The sequence below is a fragment of the Bradyrhizobium ganzhouense genome, from assembly GCF_049949285.1.
GTDB classification, from domain to species: domain Bacteria; phylum Pseudomonadota; class Alphaproteobacteria; order Rhizobiales; family Xanthobacteraceae; genus Bradyrhizobium; species Bradyrhizobium ganzhouense.
On record NZ_CP181318.1, the window covers coordinates 6641365 to 6668008 of the forward strand.

The window sequence follows — 26644 nt, forward strand, 5'->3', positions numbered from 1 at the left end:
CGCTCCGGTGCGCCCTAATTGACCTCCGCAACTCGCTTGGTCGCCGGCGTCGTTCGAAGCAGCGTGCGGCGGTGGCTCATCAGATATTGCAGCCTTTGAGCCGCAAGACCAAGCGCGGCCATGTCAGTGCTGTCGGCACCATCACTACTCGCGTTCCTGGCAAGCTCCGCTTTCAGAATGTCATCAATCTTCTTTTCGATTTCGTCCAGCTCGGCCTCACTCTGCGCGCCCTTGATCTCATGGCCTAGCTCGTAGAGCGGTTCGAGCATACTTGGCGATGCAATGCCCGAGCCGGCAAAGCGCCACGCCGCGACAACGACTGAGATCAGCGATCCGATCAGCAATGACGTGTAGTAGAGCTTGTCATCGTATTTATCGAGAAAGCTCTGCTGATTTCCATTGTAGTAGGTAGCCGCTCCCGGATGGATCGGAATCAGCGCGTCGGTATCGGTGCTCGGCTCGGCGGCTTGCGCCAGTATCGGATATTGCGACAACAAATCCCTGCGAACGTCGACCAGCTCCTGAGTCAGGTCGGTGATAGTGTCGGCGCTCACCGATTTGTTGGCGACAAGGTAGCATGCAACGCGTAGCGACGTCAGATCGTCCGAAGGAACGGGCGGCGCACCGCGCAACGTGCCCTTTGGAATGTCGTAGCTTTCGTAATACTGCGCAACGTTTGCCACAGCGCCGGCCGAGTCGATCTCGATCAGTTTTGGAGCCGATCCCTTGGCGCCACTTTGCTGGAAAAACTGCCGGACTTTTGCGAGATATTTCTCGGTGAGAGGAACAACGACAAGGAGCGCGTGAACCTGTCCCGAGAACAGTGCCGAGGCTCCCTCCCCTATGGCTACATCCTGGAAGCGGACATTGGCGCGATCGAACGGATAGACTTGCTTCAAAGCTTCGACCGCGGGCCGGTTGATGGCCCCTCCAACGACGCCAATCGTGGTGTTTCGCAGATCAGCGAGACGATCGGCGTTCGCAGACGAAGGCGCCATGATCAAGACCACACCGTGGGTCAGAAGAAGAACGCTCCGCGCATCCGACAGTCCTCCGGTATCACCGCGAACCACGGCGAGGTCGGCTTTGCCTCCAGCCAGCATTTCAGCAGCATTCGCGGACGTCCCTGCATCGACGACCTTCAAGCGAACGTGCACGCCCGATGTCGTCAGGCGCGCAGCGATCGCTGAAGTGACCACGAGCGCTTCACCGTCGGCCGACCCAGCGGCGACGGTGAGGAAAACCGGCTTTGCGAAATAGCGATATGCGAACCAGCCGGAGCCTATGACGGCGGCGGCTACGACCCCGACGATCATGATCCTGAGCCATCGCGGCCATAGATGGACTGGAAGGCTCGTCATGACGTTCCTGGCATGGTCAATCACTTTTTCCGGGCCCTACACGGTTCACCGCGAAGGTGAACCAGGCCAGCGAACCATGTCTATTACGAACGCGCAGGATGGCCTGGCTATGCAAAATCCGGCGACGAGGCGGGAAATATTTGCGCTCATTCTGGGAGTTTTGCGAACTTGTTTCTCGAAGTTCAGCAGACGCACTCGCATTGTCTGATTTTGCATAGTCATTCGCGCAGGGTCGACTTACCTTGGCAAACTGGACTTCGCACGTGGCGCGGCATGGCGGCACCGCCTACATCCAGATGCGGGACAGCGGCGCACGCCCACCCACGAGATGGTTTGACGCATAGGCTCAGCTCGATGTTGCCAGATACCCCCAATGTCAGTCAGCTCTCGCATGTGATTTCGCAGGCGGCGGCGCCGGCGTTTCTTCTCGGTGCATTGGCGGCTTTCATCGCGGTGCTGATATCGCGGTTAAACAGGATCATCGATAGATCAATCTTCCTGAACGGGATCCCCGACGAAGACACGGTCAGAAGCCGGCTCAAAGCCGACCTGCCACGTCTTGTTCAACGCGCCGTCATGATGAACAGGGCCATCTTCTGGGCGGTCGTCGGCAGTATCTCAATAAGTATTCTCATCATCGTCGCGTTTGTGACCGCGTTCTTTGAGGTTCAACACGAGCGCGGGGTTGCTATCCTGTTCATTGTCTCGCTCGGCGCTTTCACGGTATCGCTGGTTGATTTTGCCCGAGAGGTCCGCATTGCGCTAAGCGAGTACGATCATTACGGCTAGCGCACCCGATCGGTTACCGAGCCCATTGGCTCATCTGGAGGCATGTGAGCAAGCCGACATAACTCGGCGTACCTCCAACGCTTTCATTCGTGGTGCAGCTTGCCCTATTTGACGCCGGGAATTTGGACCACTGGCTTGCGAGCTGCTGCCGCGCTTTCTGTTCATCGCTTATGCAACGCTTTATTGGTTGATCGACAGTAAGCCCAGCCGTAGCGGCAACATCGAGCTTGCAACTCCGCGCGACATCGAACCTCGGCACATTGTCGGCCACGGCGACGACCAATTGGGAGCTCAGAATAATCATTGAAAATGAGATGGGCATTCGTCCCTCCCGATTATCACGGCGGCTAGCAGGGTTCTCAAACGGGCCTGCAAACGCTCGTCCGATTCAATTTGTACTTAAGGTGGGCCGCTTTCGTCTATGCAGAATCCGACACCAGGGCCCTCGCTTCCGGTCCTGGTGGAACGCTAGGCCAATCCGCCAGCGCAACCGACGCACGCAGCCGATTTCGCATAGTCTAGCGCGTCAACTTTGATAGTCTTGCGCTTCAGGATCAGCGCCCCAGGGACATGCGCCGCGCCTAAGCCGTTTCTGGATGCGCCTGTGAACTTGCCGGGTTTGAGCGCCGCGCGCGAAGACAAATTTCTGCCCTGCGACGCGACCGGCAACAACCGGCGGGAGGCATTCGTTGTCCAAGAATCCGAGTGGCGGTGTGGCTGCGATGCAATCGTCGTCTGTCGTGCTGTTTCCTCAGCAACCCGTTCTGCAACTGATCTACGACACGGCGCCTATCGGCCTCGCCTGCCTTTCACCCGACTGCCGTTATCTGCAGATCAACCAGCGCCTCACCGAGATATGCGGCATCTCTGTCGAGGATCATCTGGGACGCTCGGTTAGGGATTGCGTACCGGCTTTGGCCGAGGCAGTCGAGGGCATTGTCGGCTCAATCATGCAAACTGGCGAGCCGGTGACAGGTATCGAGGTTGCGGGCCAGCGCGCCGACCAGGCCGACGAACGGTTTTGGATCACCTATTGGCATCCGCTGCGCAGCCCGAGTGGTGAAATTGTTGCCGTCAACGTCGCGGCCGAGGAGATCACCGAGCGCAAGCGTGCCGAGGCCGCGCTGCGCGCGACCCAAAACAGCCTTATTGAAGCAGAAAAACTCGCGGCACTCGGACGGCTGGTGGCGGGTGTTGCGCATGAAATCAACAATCCCGTTGGCACAAGCCTGACTGTCGCCTCTACCTTGGAACGCAAGATTGCCTTGATCGCGGCGGAACTTGCGCGGGATAGTCTCAGACGATCAAATCTGAAGGAATTTCTCGAGATCAGTCGCGAGGCGTCATCGCAATTGGTCGCCAATCTGAAGCACGCGGCCGAACTGATCGAGTCGTTCAAGCAGGTAGCAACCGACCGGGGCTACTCGAATCGACGCGTTTTCGACCTTGGCCATCTGACCGAACAACTCGCGGTAAGCCTCCGGTCGGGACTTGGGAAGCATGATCTGATCCTGAACATCGAGTGCCAGCCCGATCTAACGATGGACAGCTATCCCGGACCGTACGGACAGGCGCTCACCAACCTTTTTCTCAACGCAATTGCGCATGCATTTCCCGAGGGCAAGGGTGGCACCGTCGACGTCGAGGTAACGGCGTCGGACAATGACTGCGTTGAAATTGTCTTTTCTGATAATGGCTGCGGCATGAGCCTTGATGTCAGGCGCAAGGCGTTCGATCCGTTCTTCACGACGCGCCGCGATCAAGGCCACACCGGCCTCGGCCTGCACATCGTCCACACCGTCGTTACGAATTGCTTGGGCGGCAGGCTGCATCTCGATAGCGAACCCGGCGCTGGAACGAGAATTCAACTCGTCCTTCCGCGGGTGGCGCCAGCTCAGCTTGGCCAGGACGGTCGCCAAGCCCACACGTCGATCGATCCGCGCGCATGACGCGCCTCCGGCGGCAGGACTTGGTTCGCCTGATGCGACAATAAGGTGGCACCTTGCCAATGGCGATGCGTCGCCGGCGATTGCGCGTTCGATAATGCCCAGTGAGCGCTATAAAATCGTAACCCGAGGTAGCGGGAGGAGCGAATAGAACCCCCGCCTCGAATAATCGGGCTGTGGTTATGCAGCGAGCGATCCCCGGCGACGGGCAGAACAGATTGTCCGTTTTGCCCGCTCAAATATCCTATTCTACGAATATGGTCTCATCCACCAGGCGCCAGTATTCTTCAATGGTGTCTCTGTCTTGCGCGCATCGCCCGCTGGTCACATGCATCTCAGGGCCGAAGCCCGATAACGTAGCGGTGAGACTGACCATCATGTAGTGAAAAAGAATGGGATCGACGGTGGGCAGCACTCCTTGCTGCTGGGCCGCGACGATCTGGGGGATCAGTCTCGCCAGCAGCGGTGTCAGGACGGTATCCGCCACCCATTTCAGACGCGGACTGTCAGTCAGCGATTCCTGCCGCATGAAACGGTGAAACTCGGGAAAAGCTACCGTGTAGCGGTAAAGCGTCGCGTACTCTTCCCGCAGGCGGACCAGCGGCGGCAGCTCGGAATTTTCCGGTGCCGAAAGATCCCATCCAGACTTGATTTGCGCGAAGGCGTGCTCGGCCGCCGCACGCCAGAGGATGTCCTTGCTGCGATAGTGATAGGTGATAAGAGGATGTTGCAGACCGAGCCGTTCCGCGATCGCGCGAATGCTGGCTCCTTCAAAACCTCGCTCGGCAAACTCCGTGATCGCCGCATTCAGGATCGCAGTCCGCGTCTCCAGCGAACGCTGCTGCTCAGCCCGCTTGCGTGGCTGCTTCGCCCCCCTTACCGTTGATACTGGCTTGGCTTTCTTTGCCATTCGTATTGGCTAACACGATTGTCAGCGAGATGCCAAGAGATAGCGCCCCTCGAGGAGGAGAGCCCTAGCGCCGTCGACTTTAGCTGGTCTTCGCGCCGGCAAATTCCTCGATCATGACCTCGCGCATCGCGAACTTCTGGACTTTGCCGGTTACGGTCGACGGAAAGCTCTCGACCAACCGGATGTACCGCGGAATCTTGTAATGCGAGATCCGGTCCTGACAGAACCGGCGCACGCTGACCTCGTCGAGCGAGGCGCCGGCTTTCGCGATGATCCAAGCACAGAGCTCTTCCCCGTATTTGGCGTCCGGCACACCGAACACCTGGACGTCCTGGATATCAGGATGCTGGTACAGATACTCCTCGACCTCGCGGGGATAGATATTCTCGCCGCCTCGGATCACCATGTCCTTGATCCGTCCAACGATGCGACAATATCCGTCGTCGTCGATGGTCGCGAGATCGCCCGTATGCATCCAGCCGGCAGAATCGATCGCTTCCCTGGTGCGGACTTCATCGTTCCAATAGCCGAGCATCACCGAATATCCTCGGGTGCAGAGCTCACCGGCCGCGCCACGCGGGACGATCCGGCCCTCACGATCGACGATCTTCACTTCGAGGTGAGGCTGGACCCGGCCGACTGTCGAGACCCGCAGATCGAGCGGATCGTCACGCCCGCTCTGAAAGCTCACCGGGCTGGTTTCGGTCATCCCGTAGGCGATGGTGACTTCGCCCATGTGCATGGCCGAGGCGACTTCCTTCATCACCTCGATCGGACATGGGGCCCCCGCCATGATGCCGCGACGAAGCGAGCTCAGGTCGAAACGCTTGAACTCAGGATGGTTCAGCTGGGCGATGAACATCGTTGGCACGCCGTAGAGCACGTCACAGCGTTCTGCCTCGACCGTCTCCAACGTCTTGAGCGGCTCGAACGCTTCGGACGGATAGACCATCGTCGCAGCATGAGTCACGCAGCCGAGATTGCCCATCACCATACCGAAGCAGTGGTAGAGCGGGACCGGGATGCAGACCCGGGAGCCCGGCTCGACCCCCGTCGCCTCTCCCACGAAGAATGCATTGTTGATCAGATTGTGATGCGAAAGCGTTGCGCCCTTAGGCAAGCCGGTGGTGCCGCTGGTGAACTGGATGTTTACGGCGTCGTCCATTTGCACGGTGGCAGCGACGGCCTCCAGCCGCGCATAGCCGGCCTGCTTTCCGCGTTCCGATACCCAGTCGAAGGAGAGGCAACCATGGTGCTTGCCTCCGATCGAGATGACATATTGCAGTTCCGGCAGGCGCGCACTGTTGAGCTCGCCGCTTCCGTTAGCGATCTCCGGAACCAATTCGCGAATCATGGCGATATAGTCGCTCGTCTTGAAACGCGCCGCTGTAATCAACGCGCGGCATCCCACGGCACGCAAGACATGCTCCAGCTCACTCAGCCGATAGGCGGGATTGATATTGACGAGAATCAGGCCGGCCTTGGCCGTCGCGAACTGCGCGATAACCCATTCGGCACAGTTCGGCGACCAGATGCCGACCCGGTCGCCCGGCGCAAGGCCGAGAGACAGGAGGCCCGACGCAAACGCATCGGAACGTGATTTCAGCTCGGAATAGGTCCAACGGATCCTCTGGTGCGCGACGACCAGCGCCTCGCGCTCGCCTTCGGAAACGCTGACATCGTCCAGAAGCGCACCGATGGTCTTCCCGATCAGGGCCGGACCGCGGTATCCATGCACATAGCTATCGCGCGGCATGACTCCCTCCCGCTCCCTTGCGAGCCGTTGGGCGATTGCGGCACTTCTCGACAATCGCCCGTGTTGGTTCATTTTCCTTCGAATACGAGAGTTGGCGGCTCGATGTCCTTGTCGAAGGCCGCCGCCGTATTGGCAAAGCCACGCTGCGCATCGGCGCCGTCGTAGAGCTCCATCGCAATGTCGAGCATCATGAGGTCCGCGGCAGCCACGCCACCGCTCGACCATGCCTTGAGGAGCGTGCGCGTCGCGGCATAGGATCGAGTCGGTCCCGTCGCGAGCTGCTTGACCAGTGCGGCAGCGGTAGCGGAAAGCTCGGTCTCGGGCACCACATGTGTCGCGATGCCGAGTTGTCCAGCCTCCTGTCCCGAAATCGGCTCGCCGAGCATGGAGAGCCGTGAGGCCCGCGCCCGGCCAGCGCGCTCCGCTATCCGCTGCAGGGCGCCTGCGATCGGCAGCATAGCCGTGGTGACCTCGACGCAACGCAGCGTGGCGTTGTCGGCCGCAATTAAGAAGTCGCAAGCCAGCGCCAGCTCGAAGCCGCCGCCGAACGCGATACCCTGCACCACCGCGACCGTCGGGATCTTCAGCATCTCGATGGCCCGGTAGGCGATATTGACGTCTGCCACGAATGTCCTGAACCAGTTGACGTCCTTGCCCGGCCATTCGCGGACCTCGCCACCAAAGCTGAAATGCGGCCCTTCGGAACGGACCACCAGCACGCGGATATCACTGACGCTGGCCTGGTGCACCGCGGCCCGCAGGGACTCCGCAAAGCGCAGGTCGAGACGGTTGAATGGCGGATTGGCCAGCACGATGCTGCCGACGGCGCCGTCCCGTTCAAATCGGATCGTCATGGTCACGCTTCCTCCTGTGTGCCGACGGTCAGGTCGGGCCGTGGTTGCTGGCTTGGGGGATGATCGGCAGCAGCAAGTGCGATGGCCGCTCCGCGTCGCGATAGATGCGATGCGTCACGGTCTTGCTGCTGCAGACGTGATAGGGAATGTACTCGACATTGGTCATCGCGCCGGTCCCCGTCGGAGCGTCCAGGGAGGTGATGTCGAGACAGATGCGATGTCCGGCCTTAAATTGATTCGCGGTCGCAAGGATCTGGATCTGGTACTCGACCACTTCGCCCGGCTTCACGGGAGAGACCGAATCGCGGGTGAGCTTGTGGAACGGCTCCCAGGGCTTTGAGCGTTTCTCATCGAGCGCGCGGTAGGAGGCCTTCAGCCAACCGCGCGTCAATTCCCGTTCCGGCAAATTCGCAGGGACGTCACGTTCCCCCTCTCGGGCCGTGCGAACCGAGACGTCGGGCCCTACATCCTTGAGGACTACGATCCAATTTGTGTCCTCTTGGTCGATGGCCGCGTAGAGCGTAAGCGTGATCGGACCAGCGACCGTGACGTCGTGTGGCAGCGGCTCGGTCATGTAGCGGAGCCGTTCGACTTTAGTCGTTCGCGTCACGGGCATCTGGGTGAAGACGTCGGGCTCGCGCGCCGCGGCACCGACCTCGGCGGCGGGGCGCGGCGGCTCGGTCGTCAGTCCGTCCCAGTGCGAGAGATAGAATTTCGTCCACTGCGTTTGTGGCAGCGGCCAATCCGCGCCGGTGCGCCATTCATTGGCGCCCATCAGCCAGTATCGCACCGGCGGCTCGTCCATGATGCCGGTGTCCTTTCCCTTTAGCCAATGGTCGTACCAGCGGATGATCTCGTCGTGATATTGATGGAACGGCCGCTCCAGATGCGCCGGTCCGGTAAAGAGCAGCTTCTTCGGCGCGTCGACATTCTGGAAGTAGTGCTGCGCGCCGAGCCAATGGAGCTTGTAGGTGTAGGCGTAGGCTCCCGAGCCGGTGTAGTATGGGATCTTGATCTTCTTAAAGGTCTCCTCCGCACGCTCGACGGTGCCGTCAGGCTCCCAGGGATGCGTCATCATGAGATACATGATGAATGTGCGCTGCCCCTTCTGGGTGAGGATGTTGTAGAGATTGATATACTGCTTGAAATCCGGGTTCTGCATCGCCTGTCGCCAGAGCGCTTCCTCGGCGGTAGGCAACTCTGTAGGCCGATCACGCGACTCATGAACCGTGCTAAAGACGTCGAGTAGATACGGAAAGCTGTGCAGGACGCCGCCGGGATTGAAGTCACGGAACCCGAACATGCCGCCATAGGCGCTGCATGCGTCGTAAGGAAAGATCGCCTTCAGCGCCGGATGGCCTTGCGCGGCTGCCCGCCATTGCTCGCCGGCAAAGCCGGAGATGCCGACCATGCCGACCTTGCCGTTCGACCATGGCTGCTGCGTGATCCATTCGATCATGTCGTAATGATCGGTATCTTCGTGGCCGTAATGGCCTTCGGACTTTGCTGATCCCCTCGGCTGCGCGATGACATGAACATAGTCGTTGGCGATGAAGCGCCTGGTGTCGCCAGCCTCGATCGGTCCGAACCACAACGGCGCGTGCGCCGGTTGTGGCGGCAGGATGTCCGCAATATCGGGACCCTGGATATCCTTGTTGTGCAGCGCTGATGCGTACAGCACCGGGTATTTGGCCGCCGCATCCGGGCGATAGACGTCCACGGCCAGCCGTGTGCCATCCCGCATGGCAACGCTGATGTCACGCTCCTCGATCATCGTTTCAGCTCCTGCTTGTCGTGACGCTTCTGGTCGACGTTCAGCAATCCAGGGCAGCCGCATCGGGCATTGCCGCCGACTGAACGGACTATGCCACTCTACTTTACGATCGTAAAGTATAATCGCCGAGCTATTGCGGCTGTTGTTGCAACGGAGCGTTCCGCTGGCAGGACAATCGGCGCATCGTTGAAGGGAGTTGCCGCCCGCTGTCCGACCTCGATCAGGTGCGGCAAGACCGACCGGCGCGACTAAAGAGCTTGGTTAAATCGGCAGGAACGATCTGGCGCGGATGCCGCTCGCGAGTCAGCCAATGACTTTCTCCGAGTATGAAGATCGCCTTGTAGCGTAACCGGAACTGGAAGGACTATTTAGCCAAGGCCCCATCGATGGCAGGGCCAAATCGTACCCAGTTCTGCCCGTCGAACTTCTGCAGTTGCATTTGCTCGATCGGATAGTGGTCCGCCGGCGAGGTGTTCAACGTCACGTCCGGGAGCAGCATGTCGAGATGAACCTGACGCAACGCTTCGGCCTGCCTCATGATGTTTGCACGTGTAAGGTCGTCGTTGCACCGCCTGAGGACTTCGACCAGTGCCTGCGCGGCATTGTAGCCATAGGTCACATAGAAGTTAGTTTTGTCCTCTCCGGGCATGTACCTGTCGATGAACTCGAAAAACCTCTTGAGACCGGGATCGTCCTTCCAGACCGCATCGGTCGGGTCCTTGCTGTAACTCGCCGTGATGATGTCCCTGGCATTCTCGAGGCCTGCGGGTTTCAAGACCGCGCTGATCGACTGCGAATTACCATGCAGGATATGCACGGGCTTCCAACCGATCTCTGCCGCTTTCTTGATGGCTTGCGCCGCGAACTTCGCCGAGGCAAAGTTGACGAAGATATTTGCACCCGAGAATTTCAGCTTCACCAACTCGGAGTCGATGGTCGGCGCGCTGGTCTCATAGGTGACTTCGGCGACTATGTTGTTGACAGAATCGCCGAGCCCATCCTTCAAGCCCTTGATATTGTCCCGCCCGAAGTCGTCGTTGGACGAAAGAATGGCAATCTTTCCTTCGGGATAATTGTCATGCAGATACCTGCCATAGACGCGTGTTTCGCTCTGGTAGCTTGGCTGGAAGCCCATCGACCAGGGATTCGTCTTCTGATCGCCGAAAAACGTTCCACCGGCCGCAATGAACAGCTGCGGCACCTTCTTCGCGTTGACATATTTGATAACCGACATGGTGGTCGGCGTACCGAGCTGATTGAAAAGTAGAAGAACCTCATCACTTTCGATCAGCTTGCGGGTCTGCTCTACGGTCTTCGGAGGACTATAGGCGTCGTCGTAGGAGATGAATTCGATCTTGCGGCCGTTGATCCCGCCTTGATCGTTGATCATCTTGAAATAGGCAGCTTCCGTTCTGGCGATAATTCCATTCGATGACAGCGGACCGCTATAGTGAGCGGTATTGCCGATCTTTATGAAAGTGTCGCTCGCGCCAGGATCATATCGCTTCTCATCAGCCGCGCACGGCGTTGCGATGGCCACACCGACGAGGATTGCCGCAGCGATCCTCAAACAAACCACGCCCGGGCTACGCTTGCTTTGCGACATCTCTCTCCCCTCGACTTGTTTCGTCAATCGCTGGCCGAAATGATCAGGCCGTCTTCAGGTCGAAGTCGAACCGGGTTCCCCATGTCGTCAACTGCTCGATCGTCCACACGCGGGGACGCTGGGGATACGCCTCATGCCAGGGCCGCGGCTCGAAAATGTTGAGCTCCGGAACGAGCACGTCCATGTCGGAATACAGCTCGATCAAAAAGCGGCTCGGGTCGTAATGATAGGACGCGAGGTTGTGGCCTGCGGTATGCCGTGTCGGCCCCCAGAGGATCGGATGGCCCTGCGTCGCCAGAAAATCCGCCACGTCATGATGCGCGGCGCGGCTGCGCAGCTCGAAGGCGAGGTGGTGAAGGCGGGTCTCCGGCGCACCGATGACATTCAGAACGTGGTGATCGTGGTTACAAGTCAGGAACGTCGCGATCCCCTCGAACCAATCGGTCGTACGAAACCCGATGGCCGAACAGAATTCCACGAATTTGTCCGCCTCCGGCGTGATCAGGGCGACGTGTCCAAGACGCGTGGGCACGATCCCGGAGGCGCGAAAGCCGGGGCCGGGCATGGCCATCTCCGGCAGCAGGTGAAGCGTATGTCCGGCTACGACGACCTCCACCAGGACGGGGACACCCGGCCGCACGTCGCTTTTCTTTTCTGCAGACAGACCGAGGCCACGGAGCGACTTCATCGTGTCGTCGGCCGATTCTTGCTCGATCCTCAGGCCAAGCGCCGAGAGACGCTCCTCGGGCGCCGGCTTGACAGTGATGTTGTGGTGATCGAGGCCGAGACTAAAATACGCGCGGCCATCGGACCCACGTTCGACAGGCGTCGCGCCGAGCACGCGGTCGTAGTAGACGGTCTCCTGTTCGGCGGACGGCGTATCGAGATCGACATAAGCAATTTGGAAAGCGCGGGTCATGGTTTTTCCTCCAGCGTCGCCGCGACGGCTTCGGCGTCGTAGCCATAAAGTTTGTTCATTGCCTCAGCGCTGCCACGCACACCGCGCGTGGCGAAGAGCTGATCCCTCTCGAGCTGTTGTGGTCCATCGCGCAGGTGGAAGCTCATGGAATTGGCGCGTGATCTCTCCTGCACTTCGGTCGCGCGCGGCTTGCGCAAAGTGACGTAAGCCCGTAATGCCGACGGAATGTCGAAGGCTGCGTGTTTCAGGCAGGCCGCCAGCGCTGCACCGTCCTCGATGGCCTGCGCCGCCCCCTGCGCCATGTAAGGCAGCATGGGATGGCACGCGTCGCCCAGCAGCGCGACGCGCCCCAGCGTCCATTCCGGAAGTGGATCGCGATCGAACAACGCCCATTTGTATGTCTCGTCGACGGCGTTGAGGATAGTCGCTATCTGCGGATGCCACCCCTCATACTTCCTTGCGGCATCGGAGATCGAACCGCGATCGGACCATTGCTCCCGGGTCCAGGTCGCCTCTTCGCTGACGGCCACGAAGTTCAGGAATCGACCTGAGGAAACGAAGTAGTGGACGAAGTGTCCGCCCGGACCCACCCAGTTCGTGACATCGAGCGGGAGACCAAGATGCGCGATCCGTTCGGCAGGCGCGAGCCCCCGATACGCGATCTGCCCCGAGAACCGCGGCTTTTCCACTCCGAACAGCCGCTCGCGAACTTGGGAGTGAATTCCGTCGGCCCCGATCAGGAGATCGCCGCGCTCGGACGTGCCGTCCTCGAAGCGGGCGGTCACGCCGCTTTCGTCCTGCTCGACATTGATCAGGCGTCGTCCAAGCTTGATCGCCTTGCGACCGAATGCGTCTGCCAGAAGGGAGATCAGGTCAGCTCTGTGGAAATGGTAGTAAGGCGTCCCATAGCGATTCTCGATCGCGTCACCGAGCTCTTCGCGTCCCAGGACGCGGCCGTCCTGCCAACGACGGAAGACGACCGCGGAGGGGCGGACCGCGGCCCACGCCATGACGTCGCCAAGCCCGTAGCGGCCGAGCAGCCTGGAGGCATTCGGGCTGATCTGAATGCCGGCGCCGACTTCGCGTTGCTCCACAGTCTGCTCGAACAAGGACACGTCGAGACCGGCTCGACGCAACGCGATGGCTGCCGCCGTGCCGCCGATGCCGGCGCCGATCACCAACGCATGCAACGGTCTCATTGTCCCGCCCCCCAGCCGAGCGCCGTCGCAAGGACGGCATCGGCATCAGGCGTCTTGCTGCCCGTTCCGCGCCAGGCAATGTGGTGGTCGGGTCGCACCAGCAGCATCTCCTGGCCGTAGACACCCTTCAGGTCGGGCTCGTCGAGCTGCAGGACTGACAGCGGTATCCGTCGTCGCGCCGCAGCGTCGACAAAGGGCGACGGATCACCCCGTCGGAAATCGATCAGCGTGAAATGCGTCCCGAGCCTATCGTAGAGCGCCGTGCCGTCTTTCAGGATCGTACTGGGCAAGCGAGCGCCCGGCGTGGTCGTCGGCTTGTAAACAGCGGGATCGAATGGGAAGCGAGCCGCCGAGCCGCCTGCGACGATCGGTGATCCCTCATAGATGAAGCCGTGCTCGATCCCGAAACTTTCGTTCTCGATATTGCCAAGCTTGGCGATCGCTGCGCCGACTTCCGCCCGGCGCACGGGATCTTCGCTGTTGTCGCTTTCCAACAGGCCTCCATAGGCTTCGGCAATCTGCATTCGAACCTGCATATGGCGTCCGGATGCGTCGCGATTTCGTGTTGCCACCGGACGCCGCTCGACCTCATACGATTCGAGCAAGCCGGGCCCGCCGAAGCCCTGCAACGTTGCCGCCAGCTTCCAACCGAGGTCGGCGGCATCGCCGACCCCTGAATTCATCCCATAGCCGCCTGTCGGGATGAATTGATGCGCGGAGTCGCCTGCGAGCAGAACGCGTCCTTTGCCATAGCTTTCGGCGACCAGCAGGTGCGGCGTCCACGCATTCGCGACCAGAATCTCGAACGGAAAGCTCCGGCCCGCATAGGCCTCGACGAGCGCACGCGGATCGAGCTTGGTCGCGTCCTGGCCGGGGAGCACGGGCACATGGACGGTCCAGATGTCATCATCGTTCTGGGCGATCATCGTTCCGAGCGGTGACTGGTAGTGCCAGGCGAGGCCCCAGCGCTGCAACAGATCGCGCTCGGTCGATCGGAAGTGGATCATGTAGAGTTCGCCGACGCGCGACTGCCCCTCGAGCTGGATGCCGAGCCCGGCCCGCACGCGGCTGGAACCGCCATCGCAGCCAATCAGATACTGACAGCTGACCTGTTCCTGAGCGCCACTGCCCTGCTCCCGCACCACCGCGACGACACGATCATCCTTAGCTTCGAAGCTTTCGAAGGCGACACCGAACCGCACGTCGATCTCCGGACGCGCATCGATGGATTTCTTCAGAACGGGCTCGATTTCGACCTGCGAGACCCGCATCGGAGGCTCGAGCGGCTGGGTGCCATCATTCTTGACGCGTATGTGCTTTCGAAACTCGCTCGGGGACATGTAGCGAAAGCGATGCAGCTCATATCCCGCAAGACTTGTGATCCAGGAAACGTCGAAGGGATGATCTTCCGGCACCGCGGCTCGTCGCAAGGCGTCCGCCAGGCCGAACCGGCGGAACAGCTCCATGCTGCGGCTGTTGGTGATGTCCATCTTCGGATGGCGAGTCGTCGTCGCATTCCGCTCGACCAACATGGAGCGGATTCCAAAGTGGGCCAGGACATTGGCGAGTGTCATCCCGACAGGACCACCGCCAGCAATCAAAACCGGAACCGATTTCATTGTTTCCTCCCAGTACAGCCGGCGAACGATCTACGTCGTGCTACCGGCACCGAATGACGCCCGATCAGAACTTCGCGATGCACCTATCGAATCGGGTCAAGATATCTCTCCACGGCGACTCGCCGGCACCTCGGGATCAAGCAGCCGTACGCACTGTGCCTGCGACTTCCTGCACGATCGGATTGCGAAGAACTCCCAATCCCTCGATCTCGATCTCGCAAACGTCGCCAGGCTTCATATAGAGAGGCGGCTTGCGTGCAGCGCCGACCCCGGACGGAGTGCCCGTGACAATAATGTCTCCCGGGAGCAGCGTGACGCCGACGCTGATCAGCGCGACCAGGGTTGCGACATCGAAGATGAGATCGGAAGTCGACGCCTTCTGCATCACCGTCCCGTTCAATCTCGTCTCGAGTTTCAGATTGCTGGCGCCGGACGGCAGCTCGTCGGCAGTCACGAATGCCGGCCCGAACGCGCCGGTGCCGTCGAAATTCTTGCCGATGGTCCATTGCGGCGTACGGAACTGATAGTCGCGGATCGTGCCGTCATTGAAGATCGAATACCCGGCGACATGGTCGAGGGCCGCAGACTGCGGGATATGGCGGCCGCCGCGCCCGATGACGGCGACCAGCTCGCCCTCGAAGTCGAGGGCTTCCGAGACGGTCGGCCGCACGATCGGCGCACCGTGGCCGACGAGGCTCGATGCGAACCGGCCAAACAGCGTCGGGTAGTCCGGCTGTTGGATGCTGCTTTCGGCGGTGTGGTCGGCGTAGTTCAGTCCCACACAGATGATCTTGCCGGGTGACGACAGCGGAGGAAGGAAGCTCACAGCTTCCGGATCAATCGGCTCGCCTTTGAGAAGGGCCGCCGCGAGATCCTTCAGTCCGTCCCTTCCACCGGCAAGGGCACGCTGGAGCTTGTCATCTCCGCCATCATCGAGTCCCCAGTGCCGGCCGGCTTGATCGGCCACCGCGAGGCCGCGCGTCCCGTTTCTCTCATAAGCAGCAAAGCGCATGGGGCGTATTCCTCCGTTGCGATTTCTTCTATCACACAAAATGCATATTGCAAGATAAAATGCATATTTTTGAAAGTATGCATTTTACGAGTGACTCCAGTCATTTCGTCCGCTATGGCTATGCGCATTATGGAATCACCCACGAGCCTGACCCACGGAGCCTATGCGGAGCTTCGCTCCGAACTGCTTGCGTGCAACTTCGCGCCTGGAGAGAAGCTGAAGATCGACGATCTGTGCCGTCGCTTTGCGGTCGGCTCGAGCGCCGTGCGTGAGGCGCTGTCGCGCCTCGCATCGGAGGGATTTGTCGTCAGCGAACCGCAGCGAGGCTTCCGTGTCGCGCCGTTGTCGGTCGATGCCCTTCGCGATCTCACCGACGTTCGATGCAGCATCGAGGCACTCTGCCTTCGCGGTGCGATCGAGAAGGGCGGGATCGAGTGGCAATCGCAAGTGGTCGCTGCCCTGCACCGTCTGACGCATACGCCGGTATGGTCCGACAAGGCTGCGCGTCGCTACAGCAACGAATATGCGAAGGCTCACGAGACCTTTCACGAGGTTCTTGCGGCCGGATGCGGCAGCCCCTGGCTGCTTCATTTGCGCGCGATTCTTTTCAATCATTCTGCACGCTACCGGTGGTTTACCGGTCCCCTGTCCAAGGTCGATCGCGATCTCGACAAGGAACATCGCGAGATTGCGGAGGCCGCCTTGGCGCGAGACAGCGAACGCGCTGTCGCATTGATGAATGCGCACCTGCAACTGACCGCAAAAATCGTCCTCGACGCCGTATCGTCCAAGCGTGGGCCGGTGGCTCGGTCTCCAAAGGCAAAGCCGGGCGAGGACTCGTCGCCTGAAGATCTGCCGCGGAAGCGCAAGCGTGGCGCGTCGTCTGCCTGAGGAGGCACAGCCCGGCTGTGACATGATCGACCAACGTTGGTATCGCTACAATTTAATGACCAGCTTGCCGCGGTTCTCTCCGGCATAGAGCATCGCGATCGATGCGGGCGCCGACTCGATGCCTTGCTGCATGTCCTCGCGGTAGCGAAGTTTGCCAGCACGGATCCAGCCAGCCAGCGCTGCAATTGCCTCTTCATATCTTGGGGCGAAATCGGTGGTGAGGAAGCCCTGCATGATTGCCCGCTTTACGAGCAGATGCCGCTCGGGACGCGGCCCCTCATTCCATGGGTCCCAGCTCGCATAGGAAGCCGTCCCGCAAATCGCGATGCGCGCTCCGACATTGATCTGCCGGACAACGGCATCGTGAATTGCACCGGACGTATTGTCGAAGAACGCATCGACGCCGTTGGGGCAAAGGCGCGCAAGCGCTCCGTCAAGATCCGCCGTTGACTTGTAGTCTATGGCAACATCGTAGCCGAACTCCTCGAGGCACTGCTGAACCTTCTCGGCACCACCGGCAAACCCGATCGTTCTACATCCCCTGATCTTCGCGATCTGCCCCACCGCAGAGCCAACCCCGCCCGCCGCAGTTGAGACCACGACGGTCTCTCCGGCCTTCGGCCGGCAGACATCTAGGAGACCGAAATAGGCCGTCAGGCCGTTCAATCCAAGCACGCCCAGCGAGAGCGAGAGAGGAAGATCGTCTTCGAGGACCTTGCGCATGACCTGCTGCGGTTTAGCTGCGGCATAATCCTGCCAACCGAATATACCCATGACCTTGTCGCCAACGGCATAGTCAGGGCTTCGCGATTCAATCACCTCGCCGGCAGAGAATGCGCGCATAGTGTCGCCAACTTCTATCCTCGGCCAATAGGTGCTCTTGTCGGCAATCCATCCACGCATGGCCGGATCTGCCGACAGGAAGATGTTGCGAACAAGGAACTCGCCGTCCGAAATCCTCGGCACTTCCGTCTCGCGAAGCGCGAAATCCGTCGCCTGCGGAATCCCGTTGGGGCGAGAGCACAGCCATACTTGCCGGCTTTTCATTGCCGCTACCTTTCCCCGAGCAGGCGTGATGCGGGGTGTTTGTCCGGAGCGTCGGGCCGGTAAACATCCACCGCAAGGCGGGGGCCGTCCAGCATCGCGACGCTGAAATCTCGCTGCTTGATCATGATCTCCACCCTTGGCTATCGTAGTTCGGATTGAAAGCTGGATGCGCGCGTAACGCCGTCGACCCAGGTCGAGAAACGTGGATGCCTTGCAAAGGCACCTCTCAAGGCCTTCATCACCTGCCGAAAGACGGGTAGTGACAGAAGAGCTTCCACGTCGGGCTCTCTGATCTTCCAAATTGTAGACGGAAAGTAACCGTGCACTCTGAGTTCGAAGAGTTCGAAGATCGCGTAGATGATCTCATGCGCCACGCGGCGTTCTTCCTGCGTGATTTCCGCAACGTGAGACTCGTCGCTTTCTAGAATGGCGACCGTCGGCAGCCGGCGACGGAGCTCGGAGATCCGATCGGAATATTTCAGGAAGATATCAGCGCCCAGACGCCGATTGTTGGTGTATTGCGTGGCAAAGATAGCGATGCAGCCAATGACGACCGTGCCAAGTGTCATAAATCTGAGAATGTGATCCAACACCGTAGAGCCCTCACTTCGCGAACCGAAATACGTCCTCATTCTCTGCCGGCTTGCCCCAATCGGACAGCTCCAACCCGACTGCTCTAATCTCGTTGAGCCGTCCAATATCCCCCACACGTTGCGCCCCCCTCCCCGCGGCCACTCCATTTGCCTCGGCCACTGTCCTTAGACAGCCTGCCATTCCCCGAAGCGAATTTTAGACCGACACTGACCGATGCCCAAACGGCTCCGGAAGGCGCCACGCGTCCCCGAAATTTCAGAAGGTTCGGATGACTGATGATCCCGTCCCTTACGTCCACGGTGAAATTGTAGGTGGGATCGCAAGCCGCACCTCGCACCGTGACGAACACCAGGTTCCACGAACCATCGAAACGCGTGTTGATTGCAGTTGCCTTGGCTTGCGCGTTTGGTATCCACGCGGCAGCAAAGAGCAACATCGCGGCGATGATCAATTTTGGAATGGGCGCTCTCACGGCTGCTCCTTGCTGGATGAGGCCTTGTGATTCAACGTTGCAAACACGCCGGTCGCCTCCAATCGGCGGTTTGCTCAAGCAATTCGGATGGGCGCTCTCGTTACCCTCGTGATCAAGCGGCTTCTACAAGGACGACTTCGGCATCTTCCTCGGCTGTAATGACGAGTTCGGCTTCGTCGATCGCAGCGATACCATCGCCAACCGCAACCCTCTGCCCGTTGACACGGACGGCTCCTTGGGCGGGCACGAGATACGCGTGCCGGAAACCCTCGGGAGAGTGCTTGAGCGTAGTGCCGGCGAGCAGCGTCGCACCAAGGACACGCGCATCGGCGCCGATCGGAAGCGCATCAGCGCTTCGCGGATCACCACTTGCGAGTTCGATCAACCGGCCAGCGCGGTCTGCCTTGGGGAATTTGCGGCTATCCCACCGCGGCGCTCCGCCCTTTTGACGTGGCACCAACCAGATCTGGAAAATCTTCAAGGGATCGCTGTCGCGGTTTTGCTCGGAATGGCTGATCCCGATCCCGGCGCTCATCACCTGGACATCGCCGGCCACGGTCCGGCCCACATTGCCGGTGCTATCCTCATGCGTCACGACGCCTTGGCGGACATAGGTGATGATCTCCATGTTGACATGCGAGTGGCGACCGAAGCCGGTACCGGGAGCGATCTCATCGTCATTCCAGACCACCAGCGGGCCAAGCGGGCCATTGGCGAGGTTTCCCTCTTCCGAAACAACGAAGTGATGGCTCGCCTTGAGCCAGCCTCGGTCGCCGTGATCGAGCGTTTCCTTTGATCGCAGTTGCAGCATGTTCTTGTCCTCTGGGCTGCGCGGTCGTTGCCGCCTTCGAGACGTGTTATGGCGCCGCGGCAGCGAAATGATTAGGCAGCAAGATTGCGACGTAGCGTTCTACCTGGTGAACAATGACCCTCAGGCCAAAGCCAGGCCTCCACCGATGATTTCAGCGCAGCTGCCACGAAATCGATCACGGCCCTAAGCCGCGACCGAAACGGTCACCCCGCCAACGTTCTTGCTTGGACCGCAGACTCTTGCAGCCATGATGATTGCGTCGCGCCGGATCGGCGTCAATGCCGCGCCGGTCACGCCATTGACGTGGATAGCGAGGCGCCGCTCAGCGGGGCCATGCAGCACGCCCTCAAGATCTCGCTGAAGCGTCGAATTCGCCGGAGACAAAGTCCGACAAAGGCAAACTAGCGACAACCACTTCAAGAGTCGGTGCCCGCCGCACCTTGACTGTCTCTTCCAGTGCCGCTGATGGCTGAAAGGCGAGACGTCCCTGCCAGTCGCGCTGGCAGGAACGTCTCCCACGGCCGTGAGGCTAGAACAGACGATTCTTGAGGCACATCTGTTCAGAACATTCCGTTCGGGTTGGCCCGCGGGATGTTCGGCGCAATCATTGGTGCCGAGTTTGTCGCGTCGCCAACGAACTGCAAGGTGTCCCAATGTTCGACGGCCTTGCCGTCGGCGTCCATCCTGTAGATATCGACGCCGGCGATTCCCGTATCTTTCGGGTCGTCATTGAAGAGATTCAGGAAATTCACGTGCGCCCAAACGTAGTCGCCGACCGCGATAATGCGGTGAACCACGACGCGAGCCCGGGCGCGTTCTCCAGTGATCTGGGCGAAGAACTTGCCCAGCGCGACCGAACCGTCGGCGATCAGCGGGTTGTGCTGGATGTAGGCGGGGCTCACGTATTTGGCCGTGCCCTCTTCCGATCTCTTCGTGTTGATCATCAGCTCGTAGAGCGCAAGAACGTTGTTCTTGTTGCGAACAGCGCGGCTATCGTTGGTGTCAAGGATCTCGATCATGGTTAGCTCCTGTTGTCAGATGGGTGGTTGTCGGGTGGACTTAACTCAGGCCGACGAGCTGAAGGCGCAACGCATCCTGCTCGGCGTCTGATTTCTCTCGAGCGATGCGGAGCATCTCTCCGGCATCTACTCCCACCGGCGCACGGCTCGGTGCGGGGACTTGCTCGGCCAGTTCGATCACCCTCCGGGCGGCGGCAGCCGAATCGAGTCCGCTGTTCTGCATGCCGTTTAGAGCGGCCGCGAACGATCCGAAGGTTGTTCCGTACAGTTCGCGCTGTTCGGGCGTCATTCCGTCAGCAACCCGCTCGAGGGCTACGGCTGTTTTCGCTGGGCCGCCGGTCTTCATGTTGCCCGCCGCCGCGACCACGACGTCAATTCCGAATCGCTTCAGTTCAGCGCGGTAGACCGTCGCGAATACTTCCATCGCGGCCTTCGATGCGCCCGACGGTCCATTGAACGGCAGCGGCACGCTGGCGGTCCACGTGCTGACCTGAACGATGCGCCCACGCGCCTTCCTCAGCGCTGGCAGAAAAGCATTGATGACCGAGAGGGCACCGAACACATTGACGTCGAATTCACGCCGGATGGCGTCCAGCGGAAGAACCTCGATCGGCCCTGGGGTCAGGATGCCGGCGTTGTTGATCAGGATATCAAGGCCGGAATCGCCGAGGGCGTCGGACACGCCGGCCGCCCAGGTTCTCACCTCTTCTTCTTTGGTCATGTCACAGACCGTCAGGCTGACGCGTCCACCGGAAGCGTCCTTCAGATCCTGGACTTCGGCCGCCGACATGGCCGTTCCGAAAACGACATAGCTTTTGGCTGCGAGCCCCAGCGCGATATCGCGGCCGAGCCCCGCGCCGGCGCCGGTGACGACCGCTGAGCGGCCGGAATGTTGGTTACGCGATGACATTGCGATCTCCCTTGGTTTGAGCTGACAATCAAGCTATCGTTGCTAAATTCGATCAGATATCCTCATAAATTGGCTATCTGTGTCGCCAAAAATGGAACGCCGGGGATGGATTTCGAAGATCTGCGGACTTTTGTCGATGTGGCTGATGCTGGCGGGGTGTCGGCGGCGGCCCGGCGGCTTGGCGTCTCCAAGTCGATTGTCAGTCGACGGCTATTCCGACTGGAAGCCGAGCTCGGCGTTCAGCTGCTCGCGCGAACAACACGCGGCGCCGCGTTGACGGAGGCCGGGGTCACGTTTCGCGAGCACGCCGCTCGCGTTCGCGCAGAAATCGATGCCGCGCTCGAAACGATCTTGCCTGCCGGCGAACTGCGCGGCCGCCTCCGTATCGCCGCACCACTATCCTTGGGGCCCACGCATTTGGCGCCGGTCTTTGCGGACATGGCGCTGCGCCACCCGGCGCTCCACGTACAGGCGAGCTACAGCGATCGCTTCGTGGATATTATTGGGGAGGGTTTCGATTGTGCGATACGCGTCGGCTATCTCAGCGACTCGAACTTGATTGCGCGTCGTGTCGGGACGCTCACCGGGACGCTCGTGGCAAGTCCGGACTATATCAGGGAGCATGGGGCTCCCGAGACGCCGAACGATCTCCTCAGCCACCAGGCGCTCATGCAGGGAACGGAAGCCTGGCAGTTCATGGATGGCGACAAGATCATTTCCATTCATCCGCAGGGGCGATTCAAGGCGGACAACGGTACCGCACTCGTCGTTGCTGCGGTGGCAGGGCTCGGCATCGCCTGGCTTCCGGATCATCTCATCAAAAGCCATCTGGATTCCGGCGCGCTTGTTGGCGTCATGCCGCGCTACCCTGTTCCGACGGCCGGTATCTTCGTCGTTCGGCCTCCTGGGCAGCACCCTGCAAGGAAGGTCCGGGTTCTCACTGAATTGCTGATCGAGCGTTTCGGGTAATTGGCAGCCGATCAACCGACAACACTGCCCCTACGAAGTATCCTCGCGGGAAACGGAAACGTGAATGTCTGCTTTAGGGTCCAGAACTGGTCAATCCGAACTTGCAGACCAGCGTCCCCTCTGCTCGCAACAACAGATACTTGGCTGCCTCGAGCCTGCGGACTAAGGCCGCAGAGACAAATTGGACCCGCCCAAAACTGCGAACCCACGAACGTGAGGTCTGCGGCCGGGTGGCGCTTGGGTGATGCTCAGTGTCCGACATGGATGGCACCGCCAAGCTTGGCCTTGCGCAGCGTCAGCGCGAGCGGCACGGCCGACAGCGAGATCAGCATCAGCACCCAAAACGCGTCCATGTAGGACAGGAACGATGCCTGGGTCTGCACCTGTTGCCCGATCCACTGGATGGCCTGTTCGTGCGCCTGTGCCAGTGAACTGCCCTGACCGACGAAGAAGTTGGTGATCTGATGCAGCGTGTCCTGATATTGCGGACTTGACGGCGTTACCTGCTCGACGAGCCGATTCTGGTGGAACTGCTCGCGATGTGTCAGCACGTTGGACACGATGGAGACGCCGATCGAGCCACCGGTGTTGCGCGCCGCGTTGATCAGGGCGGAGGCCTGGTCGGTCTTGGTCGGCGGAATGCCATCATAGGAGGCCGCCATGATCGGCACGAAGATCAGCGGCAGGCCAACACCGAGCAGCATGCGCGAACGCGCCATGAACCAGAAGCCGAGATCGCCGTACACGTTGGTCATGCCGTACATGGAGATCGCAATGATAACCGCACCGGCGACGATCAGATATTTCGGCTGCACCTTCGCCGCGAGGCGGCCGACGACGAACATCATCAGCATGGTGACGAGGCCGCCGGGCGAGAGCACGAGGCCGGCCCAGGTCGCGGTGTAGCCGAAATCCTGCTGCACCAGCTGCGGCAGGAACTGGGTGGTCGCAAGCAGGATGGCGCCGGTCGCCAGCATCACCAGGAAACAGGCGCCGAACTGGCGGCTCGCCACCATCCGCAGGTCGATCATCGGATTGCGGCGGGTCATCTCCCACGGGATCATCAGCACGAATGCCATGCCGCAGATGACAGCGAAGGTCACGATGAAGGGGGAGGCGAACCAGTCGTCCTCGAGGCCGCGGTCAAGCATGACCTCGAGCGCGCCGAGGAAGGTCGCAACCAGCATGAAGCCGATGACGTCGAACCTGACGCCTTGCTGCTGCGCCTGGGCCTCTGCCCGCGCGGTCGGAGACTCGTGCAGGACGAGCGCTATCAGGGCGATCGCAAACACGCCGACGGGAGCGTTGATCAGGAAGCACCAGTGCCATGAGAGATTGTCGGAGAGCCAGCCGCCAAGCGTCGGCCCGACCACCGGCGCCACCACCACGGCAACGCCGAACACCGCAAAGGCCTGGCCGCGCTTGGCCGGCGGAAACGCATCGGCCAGAATCGACTGGGCGACCGGCACCATGCCGCCGCCGCCGAGGCCTTGCAGAATACGGAACAGCAACAGCGCATTGAGATTGGGGGCAAACCCGCACAGGATGGAGCTAACGGTGAATATCCCGAGGCAGATCAGGAAGAACGTCTTGCGTCCCAGCATCCGGGCGAGAAAGCTCGAGGCGGTCAGGATGATGGCGTTGGACACCAGATAGGTGGTGACCACCCAGGACGCTTCGTCCTCGCTTACCCCCAGCCCGCCCGCGATATACGGGAGCGCCACGTTGGCGATGGTGGTGTCGAGCACCTCCATGAAGCTCGCGAGTGCGACCACGATCGCGATCAGCCACGGGTTGGGGACGGCGATTTCAGGAGGAACGAAACCTTTGGCGTCGATCGCTGCGGCGCTCATAGCAGCCTCCCCAGGCGATCGAGCAGCGACAGCGAGGGATCGATGCGCACGGTCGGGACCACCGACATGCCCGGCCCGAGCGCGACGTCGGTCGGTGGGTTGTCCATCACGATCTTGACCGGCACGCGCTGGACGATCTTGACGTAGTTGCCGGTGGCATTCTGCGCCGGCAGTAACGAGAACGCGGTGCCGGATCCGGGTTGCACGCTCGCGACGTGGCCGTTGATCGTGCGTCCCGGATAGGCGTCGATCTTCAACGTCACCTTTTCGCCGGGGCGCATCCGGTCGAGCTGGATCTCCTTGAAGTTTGCCGTCACCCAGATCTCATCGGGCACAAACGTCGTGAGGTTCGTGCCGATCTGCGCGAACTGGCCGACGGCGGCCGAGAGGTTGGCGACACGACCCGGCTGGGCGGCTGTCACCGTCGTATAGGACAGATTGAGTTGTGCCTGGTCGCGCTGGGCCTCGGCCTGCGCGAGATTCGCCGCCGCGCTCTTGCGTTGCGCATTGAGCGACTCGACCTGCCGCTGCGCTAGGTTCAGGGTCGCCTTCGCGCTCAGGAGCGCGGCCTGCTGCTGATGCAGTTGCGAGGTGTACTGCTCGGAGTTCTGAACGGTGCCGTAGCCGGTTTGCTCCAGGTGCTCGTAGCGCACCGCCTGCTGCTGGGCGAACACCAGCGCCGCCTGCGCCTGGTCGACCTGAGCCTGATTGGCGGCAATCTGGGCTTGCTGCACATCGATTTGCGCGTCGATGTTCTCGATGCTGGCGCGCGCGGCCGCGACCTGAGCCTCTGCCTGCGCGAGCGCGACGCGATAGTCGCGATCATCGAGACGCGCGATCACATCGCCGGCGGCGACATGCTCGTTGTCGGTGATTGGAACGGCGGCGATGTATCCTGACACCTTGGGGGCGAGCGCGTACTGCCGCGCCGCGATGAAGGCGTCGTCGGTGGACTCGAAATGCTCTGCGTAGTCCATGTAGAGGTAGCCGCCGCCGATCGCTGCGGCAAGAAGCACGGCGCTGATCGCGGAGGCAACGGGACGGCGACGCAGGAAACTGTCCGACCGCGCTTTGCCAATGGTTTGAGACTGCTCCGTCTCAGGTTGAGGCGTTTTGTCCGCGGGGCTTTTATTCGGGGCGGGGGCGCGCGCGACGGGCTCTGGCTCATGGGATTTGACGGCGGGTTCATGCGCAGAAGGCGGGCTTTCAACGCCCTCCAGCCCTGGTGCGCCTCGTTCCAAAACACGGTCTTCGAACATGATCGCAGCTCCTGCTGACGGTGAGGTCTCGCGGGCCTCGCATAAAGGAACGGAACCGTTCCGTTATACGAGGCAAATAGTTCCGCTCTGCTGGCGCGTCAATAAGAACGATACCGTTCCGTTCTATTTACAAGCAAATGTGATAAGCGTAGATTGAGAAGAAAGGCCGACCTATCGGCAGCATGGAATCCACCGCGACCACAATGAACGCCCTCAAGAAGATACCGCCGTTGAGGCCCAAGCGTGCCGTGGTGCGCAAGGGCCGCCCGCCGAAGGAACTCACCGGGGAGGTGGCTGCGCGCATTCTTGATGCGGCCCGCACGGTTTTTCTGCTGCGCGGGTTCGAGGGCGCGAGCATCGACGAGATCGCAGAGGTCGCTCGTTCCGGAAAACGCACGATCTATGTGCGCTTCGAGGACAAGCGGGCGCTATTCGCCGAAGTGGTGACGCGGGACATCCTGGTGCGCATCGCGGAGTTCAAGGTCGAGATGCCGAGCGGTACATCGGTCGAGGAGCGTCTCACGAGTGCTGCGCGCACCTTGCTGCACTGGGGGCTCGACACCGACAGGATCGGACTGATGCGGCTCGCCATAGCGGAGGCGCGGCGCTTCCCCGACCTGGCCGCCACGGTCAATCGAAGGGCGCGCGAACTCAGCACCGATTTGGGGGTTCACCTCCTGCGCGACCTGACGTCGTCCGACGAGCTAGGGAGGCTGCCGGCCTTCGCTCCGGAGCACCTTGCGACGACGGCGCGGTTCTTCCTCGATCTCGTCGCGGTGCCGATGTTGTTCAGGGCGCTGTTCGAGGTGAACCTCGAAGTGCTCGATCCTGAGATTGACGCGCATGTGGCGCGCGGTGTTGCGTTCTTTCTCGCGGCCTGCCGCAGAAGCTGATCGAGGACCCCTTCGCGGTGGTATCGAGAGGGGTCATCCGGGCTTACGGAAGAAACTGACCGGCGAGGCGCTGGCAGGCTGTCGCGTCTTGCGATCTCTGAGGTCCTGCAATTTGTCGATGGCGTCTTTGTTCACTTGCGCGAGAGATCTAAGCCGGATGCCGAGATGCGGCTCGATCCAC

General features: G+C 60.8%; 22 protein-coding genes. 5 read left to right on the forward strand and 17 right to left on the reverse strand.

Features of this window, described 5'->3' with window-relative positions; all coding sequences use genetic code 11:
- Positions 1-14: 14 nt before the first annotated feature.
- Positions 15-1361 carry a TAXI family TRAP transporter solute-binding subunit gene (locus ACLFLU_RS30745; RefSeq protein WP_426408482.1) on the reverse strand — a complete coding sequence of 449 codons (1347 nt, stop codon included), beginning with the start codon at positions 1359-1361 and terminating at the stop codon, positions 15-17.
- A gap of 354 nt (positions 1362-1715) precedes the next feature.
- Here ACLFLU_RS30745 and ACLFLU_RS30750 point away from each other — a divergent pair, with 354 nt between their 5' ends.
- Both ACLFLU_RS30750 and ACLFLU_RS30755 read left to right on the forward strand, forming a co-directional pair.
- Positions 1716-2150, forward strand: coding sequence for a DUF2721 domain-containing protein (locus ACLFLU_RS30750; protein WP_426408483.1), 435 nt, complete (start codon positions 1716-1718; stop codon positions 2148-2150).
- Between the two features lie 722 nt (positions 2151-2872).
- Complete coding sequence (locus ACLFLU_RS30755; RefSeq protein WP_426414106.1) at positions 2873-4099, forward strand: PAS domain-containing sensor histidine kinase; 1227 nt, start codon at positions 2873-2875, stop codon at positions 4097-4099.
- 241 nt (positions 4100-4340) lie between these two features.
- On the opposite strand, the gene ACLFLU_RS30760 is transcribed toward ACLFLU_RS30755, so the two are convergent.
- The 9 genes from ACLFLU_RS30760 to ACLFLU_RS30800 form a co-directional block, all read right to left on the reverse strand.
- Entirely contained in the window at positions 4341-5006 is a 666-nt protein-coding gene (locus ACLFLU_RS30760) for a TetR/AcrR family transcriptional regulator (protein ID WP_426408484.1), read from the reverse strand.
- 79 nt (positions 5007-5085) lie between these two features.
- Positions 5086-6762: an AMP-binding protein gene (locus ACLFLU_RS30765; RefSeq protein WP_426408485.1), complete on the reverse strand. Its 1677-nt coding sequence runs from the start codon at positions 6760-6762 to the stop codon at positions 5086-5088.
- Positions 6763-6830: 68 nt separating this feature from the next.
- The gene (locus ACLFLU_RS30770) at positions 6831-7616 is read right to left on the reverse strand and encodes an enoyl-CoA hydratase/isomerase family protein (protein ID WP_426408486.1); all 786 of its coding nucleotides are present in this window, start codon (positions 7614-7616) and stop codon (positions 6831-6833) included.
- A gap of 28 nt (positions 7617-7644) precedes the next feature.
- Positions 7645-9390 (reverse strand): CocE/NonD family hydrolase, encoded by a 1746-nt coding sequence (locus ACLFLU_RS30775; protein ID WP_426408487.1) that lies wholly within the window; start codon positions 9388-9390, stop codon positions 7645-7647.
- 364 nt (positions 9391-9754) lie between these two features.
- Positions 9755-10996 carry an ABC transporter substrate-binding protein gene (locus tag ACLFLU_RS30780; RefSeq protein WP_426408488.1) on the reverse strand — a complete coding sequence of 414 codons (1242 nt, stop codon included), beginning with the start codon at positions 10994-10996 and terminating at the stop codon, positions 9755-9757.
- 43 nt (positions 10997-11039) lie between these two features.
- Positions 11040-11915 (reverse strand): VOC family protein, encoded by an 876-nt coding sequence (locus ACLFLU_RS30785; RefSeq protein WP_426408489.1) that lies wholly within the window; start codon positions 11913-11915, stop codon positions 11040-11042.
- The gene (locus ACLFLU_RS30790) at positions 11912-13093 is read right to left on the reverse strand and encodes an FAD-dependent monooxygenase (protein ID WP_426408490.1); all 1182 of its coding nucleotides are present in this window, start codon (positions 13091-13093) and stop codon (positions 11912-11914) included. Before ACLFLU_RS30790 ends, ACLFLU_RS30785 begins: the two co-directional genes overlap by 4 nt.
- Positions 13094-13110: 17 nt before the next feature.
- A complete protein-coding gene (locus ACLFLU_RS30795; RefSeq protein ID WP_426408491.1) occupies positions 13111-14733 on the reverse strand; it encodes an FAD-dependent monooxygenase in 1623 nt (540 codons plus the stop codon).
- Positions 14734-14869: 136 nt separating this feature from the next.
- Positions 14870-15745, reverse strand: a complete 876-nt coding sequence (locus tag ACLFLU_RS30800; protein ID WP_426408492.1) for a fumarylacetoacetate hydrolase family protein — start codon at positions 15743-15745, stop codon at positions 14870-14872.
- A 69-nt stretch (positions 15746-15814) separates the two neighbouring features.
- On the opposite strand from ACLFLU_RS30800, the gene ACLFLU_RS30805 reads away from it, so the two are divergent.
- Complete coding sequence (locus tag ACLFLU_RS30805; protein WP_426408493.1) at positions 15815-16636, forward strand: GntR family transcriptional regulator; 822 nt, start codon at positions 15815-15817, stop codon at positions 16634-16636.
- A gap of 45 nt (positions 16637-16681) precedes the next feature.
- Here ACLFLU_RS30805 and ACLFLU_RS30810 read toward each other — a convergent pair whose 3' ends face one another.
- The 5 genes from ACLFLU_RS30810 to ACLFLU_RS30830 all read right to left on the reverse strand — a co-directional run bounded on the left by ACLFLU_RS30810 (position 16682) and on the right by ACLFLU_RS30830 (position 21489).
- Positions 16682-17683: an NADP-dependent oxidoreductase gene (locus tag ACLFLU_RS30810; RefSeq protein ID WP_426408494.1), complete on the reverse strand. Its 1002-nt coding sequence runs from the start codon at positions 17681-17683 to the stop codon at positions 16682-16684.
- Between the two features lie 140 nt (positions 17684-17823).
- Complete coding sequence (locus tag ACLFLU_RS30815) at positions 17824-18252, reverse strand: hypothetical protein (RefSeq protein ID WP_426408495.1); 429 nt, start codon at positions 18250-18252, stop codon at positions 17824-17826.
- 609 nt (positions 18253-18861) lie between these two features.
- Positions 18862-19560 carry a pirin family protein gene (locus ACLFLU_RS30820; RefSeq protein ID WP_426408496.1) on the reverse strand — a complete coding sequence of 233 codons (699 nt, stop codon included), beginning with the start codon at positions 19558-19560 and terminating at the stop codon, positions 18862-18864.
- A 560-nt stretch (positions 19561-20120) separates the two neighbouring features.
- Entirely contained in the window at positions 20121-20579 is a 459-nt protein-coding gene (locus ACLFLU_RS30825) for a nuclear transport factor 2 family protein (RefSeq protein WP_426408497.1), read from the reverse strand.
- Positions 20580-20619: 40 nt separating this feature from the next.
- Complete coding sequence (locus ACLFLU_RS30830) at positions 20620-21489, reverse strand: SDR family NAD(P)-dependent oxidoreductase (protein ID WP_426408498.1); 870 nt, start codon at positions 21487-21489, stop codon at positions 20620-20622.
- 105 nt (positions 21490-21594) lie between these two features.
- Here ACLFLU_RS30830 and ACLFLU_RS30835 point away from each other — a divergent pair, with 105 nt between their 5' ends.
- Entirely contained in the window at positions 21595-22458 is an 864-nt protein-coding gene (locus ACLFLU_RS30835) for a LysR family transcriptional regulator (protein WP_426408499.1), read from the forward strand.
- 248 nt (positions 22459-22706) lie between these two features.
- On the opposite strand, the gene ACLFLU_RS30840 is transcribed toward ACLFLU_RS30835, so the two are convergent.
- The gene (locus ACLFLU_RS30840) at positions 22707-24311 is read right to left on the reverse strand and encodes a DHA2 family efflux MFS transporter permease subunit (RefSeq protein ID WP_426408500.1); all 1605 of its coding nucleotides are present in this window, start codon (positions 24309-24311) and stop codon (positions 22707-22709) included.
- Positions 24308-25570 carry an HlyD family secretion protein gene (locus ACLFLU_RS30845; protein WP_426408501.1) on the reverse strand — a complete coding sequence of 421 codons (1263 nt, stop codon included), beginning with the start codon at positions 25568-25570 and terminating at the stop codon, positions 24308-24310. The genes ACLFLU_RS30840 and ACLFLU_RS30845 overlap by 4 nt, the downstream gene beginning before the upstream one ends.
- A 203-nt stretch (positions 25571-25773) precedes the next feature.
- On the opposite strand from ACLFLU_RS30845, the gene ACLFLU_RS30850 reads away from it, so the two are divergent.
- On the forward strand, positions 25774-26463 hold the full coding sequence (locus ACLFLU_RS30850) for a TetR/AcrR family transcriptional regulator (RefSeq protein ID WP_426408502.1): 690 nt from the start codon (positions 25774-25776) through the stop codon (positions 26461-26463).
- Positions 26464-26644 lie beyond the last annotated feature (181 nt).